We start from the raw sequence: 376 nt of genomic DNA, 5'->3' as shown, positions 1-376 counted from the left end.
GGTACCGACTTGTATTGGGCACGCTCACGGGTGTTGGAATACCTTAGTCAGGTCCAGTCTGAATTGCCGCGTACAGCACGACCATCACTTGGGCCAGACGCTACCGGTGTCGGCTGGATTTATCAGTACGCATTGATCGATCGCACCGGCCAGCATGATCTATCGCAGCTAACCTCGATACAGGACTGGTTTCTAAAATACGAGCTGCAGACTCTGCCTGACGTTGCAGAAGTGGCAACCATAGGCGGCATGGTACGTGAGTATCAGGTAGTCCCTGACCCGGTCAAACTCGCCAGCCATGGGATCAGTCATCAACAAGTACGCAAGGCGATAGAACAAGCTAACCAGGAAACCGGGGGAGCAGTGCTGACGCTGG

At 54.5% G+C, this 376-nt stretch carries 1 protein-coding gene; it reads left to right on the top strand.

Annotated elements, in window-relative coordinates; translation table 11 throughout:
• On the top strand, positions 1-376 hold a 376-nt coding region (locus tag A3754_RS05760; RefSeq protein WP_197468490.1), incomplete at both ends, for an efflux RND transporter permease subunit.

This window comes from Alcanivorax sp. HI0083 (assembly GCF_001635175.1).
Note: the sequence above shows the minus strand (reverse complement) of the source record. Positions and strands in the feature narration are given on the sequence as shown.